Genomic DNA, 2,734 nt, shown 5'->3' on the forward strand with positions numbered 1-2,734 from the left:
GGTCGGGCGTCGGCGGGGGACCGGGCGCACGAGGTGCGCCGTGAGCTGCTGGCCGGCCTCATCGGCTCGGCCGGGGAGCCCGCCTGGCGCGAGCTGCGCCCGGGGGTCGACACCCGTGGGGCGCTGGCCGAGCGGCTCTGACGAGCTCGTCCGGTCCGTCGGTGCCCCGGCCTGCGACGCCGCACGGACGCCACCACGGGGGATGGCCCCGCAGTGGTACCGTGGACCGCATCCCCCCGGCACCTCGAGCGGAACCGCGCACCCACGGGAGCGCAGGGCTTGTCCGCCGACGGGGACCAAGCCACCTGATGGTCGGGCCTCGCGGTCGTCGATCCTCCGTGGCGCGACCAACGATCCGGGTACGGCTCGGACGTCGACCACGCGGCCCATCTCCCCATGTGACGGCCGCCGACGAGGGGGAAGGATCCTTCGTGACAGAGACCATCGAGGCTGCGCAGAGCAGCTCTGCGACCAGCGCAGACGCCAGCAGCCCGTCCCGCAGCGGTGCGTTGTCGTCCCTGCGACTGCCTGAGCTCCAGGCCCTCGCGGCCGAGCTCGGCATGCAGGGCACGGCGGGGATGCGCAAGGGCGACCTGGTGAGCGCGATCCGTGAACGGCGTGCCTCCGGCGGGGACGCGGCCGCGTCCGCTTCCGGTGGTTCTAGCCGAGCGCGCAAGGCCGACGAGGCCGCGCAGGAGCAGCCCGTCGAGCCCGCCAAGGCCCCCCGTCGGAGCCGCAGCCGGAACCAGGAGCGTCCCGCTGAGGAGCGCCCTGCCGAGGAGCGCCCTGCCGAGGAGCGCTCTGCCGAGGAGCGCACCGCCCAGGAGCGCCCCGCCCAGGACGAGCGCGCGTCCCGCTCCGAGGACCGCGCCCCCGAGCGCGGTCACGGCAACGAGACCCCGGACGAGCGGGCGGCTCGTGCGGCTGAGGCTGCGCGTGCGGTCACGGTCGAGGGCCGGCGCTCACGTCGTTCGGGCCGGGCCGAGGGTGCGCCCGAGCAGAGCAAGGACCAGCAGCGCCCCGAGGAGCAGCAGGGTGCGCCCCGCCGCTCCGACGGCGACGACCGAGACCAGGGTCGCGCCGGGCACGGGCAGGACAGCAGCCAGGACCGCGACGGTCAGGGTCGCGGGGGGCGTGACGGTCAGGCCCGTGGTGGCCGGGACAACCAGGGGCTGCGTGACGGCCAGGGCAGCCGCGAGAACCAGCCTGGTCGTGAGGGCCAGGGCGGTCGCAACCGTCAGGACGACGGCGAGGACGAGCCCGGTGGGCGCCGTCGTCGTGGCCGGTACCGCGACCGCGACCGCAACAAGCGCCGCGGGGGCCGCGCCGGTCAGGACGACCTGCGCGGTGACGACGAGGTCGAGGTCCACGACGACGACGTCCTGCTCCCGGTCGCGGGCATCCTCGACATCAAGGACAACTACGCGTTCGTGCGGACCTCGGGCTACCTGCCGGGGGACAACGACGTCTACGTGTCGATGAACCAGGTCAAGAAGAACGGCATGCGCAAGGGTGACGCCGTCGTCGGCGCCGTCAAGCAGCGTGGCGAGGGCGACCCGCAGCCCCAGGGGCGCAACTCCAAGGTCAACGCCCTGGTGCGCCTGGACTCGATCAACGGCATGTCTCCCGAGGAGTCCCGTGCGCGTGCCGAGTTCGGCAAGCTCACGCCGCTCTACCCGCAGGACCGCCTGCGCCTCGAGACCGAGCCCGGGATCATGACGACCCGGGTCATCGACCTGGTCGCCCCGATCGGCAAGGGGCAGCGTGGCCTGATCGTCTCGCCCCCCAAGGCGGGCAAGACGCTCGTGCTGCAGGCGATCGCCAACGCGATCACCACGAACAACCCCGAGGTCCACCTCATGGTCGTGCTCGTCGACGAGCGCCCCGAGGAGGTCACCGACATGCAGCGCACCGTCAAGGGCGAGGTCATCGCCTCGACCTTCGACAGGCCGGCGGACGACCACACGACCGTGGCCGAGCTCGCCATCGAGCGGGCCAAGCGCCTGGTCGAGCTGGGCCAGGACGTCGTCGTGCTGCTGGACTCGATCACCCGCCTCGGGCGTGCGTACAACATCGCGGCGCCCGCCTCGGGCCGGATCCTGTCCGGGGGCGTCGACTCGAGCGCGCTCTACCCGCCCAAGCGGTTCTTCGGGGCGGCACGCAACATCGAGCACGGCGGGTCCCTCACCATCCTCGCGACGGCGCTGGTCGAGACCGGCTCGAAGGCCGACGAGGTCATCTTCGAGGAGTTCAAGGGCACCGGGAACATGGAGCTCAAGCTCTCCCGGACCCTCGCGGACAAGCGGATCTTCCCGGCCGTGGACGTGGACGCCTCGGGGACGCGCCGCGAGGAGATCCTCATCCCCGCCGACGAGCTGAAGATCAGCTGGAAGCTGCGACGGGTGATGAGCGCCCTGGACCAGCAGCAGGCCATCGAGCTGCTCCTGGGCAAGCTGCGGGAGACGCGCTCGAACGTGGAGTTCCTCCTCCAGGTGCAGAAGACGACGCCGACGGCTCCCGGCCAGCGCGACGACTGATCGGCACGGCGGTGCCCGAGGGCGCCGCCGACGCTCGAGCGCACGCCCCCGCACCTCGGTGCGGGGGCGTGCGTCGTCCCGGACCGGGCGTCGCTCAGGTCAGGTGGGACGAGGCGGGGCCGCTCGCGCTGGCCCAGAAGGCGCGCGCGGCGGCGCGCAGGGTCCCGCCGTGCCAGCCGGTCACCTCCCGGAGGGCG

At 73.3% G+C, this 2,734-nt stretch carries 1 protein-coding gene; it reads left to right on the forward strand.

Features of this window, described 5'->3' with window-relative positions; genetic code table 11:
• The first annotated feature begins 431 nt into the window (after positions 1-431).
• On the forward strand, positions 432-2,537 hold the full coding sequence (gene rho, locus L0B03_RS16210; protein WP_250447795.1) for a transcription termination factor Rho: 2,106 nt from the start codon (positions 432-434) through the stop codon (positions 2,535-2,537).
• Positions 2,538-2,734: the final 197 nt, after the last annotated feature.

The organism is Actinotalea sp. C106, assembly GCF_023630195.1.
In the GTDB taxonomy this organism is placed as follows: domain Bacteria; phylum Actinomycetota; class Actinomycetes; order Actinomycetales; family Cellulomonadaceae; genus Actinotalea.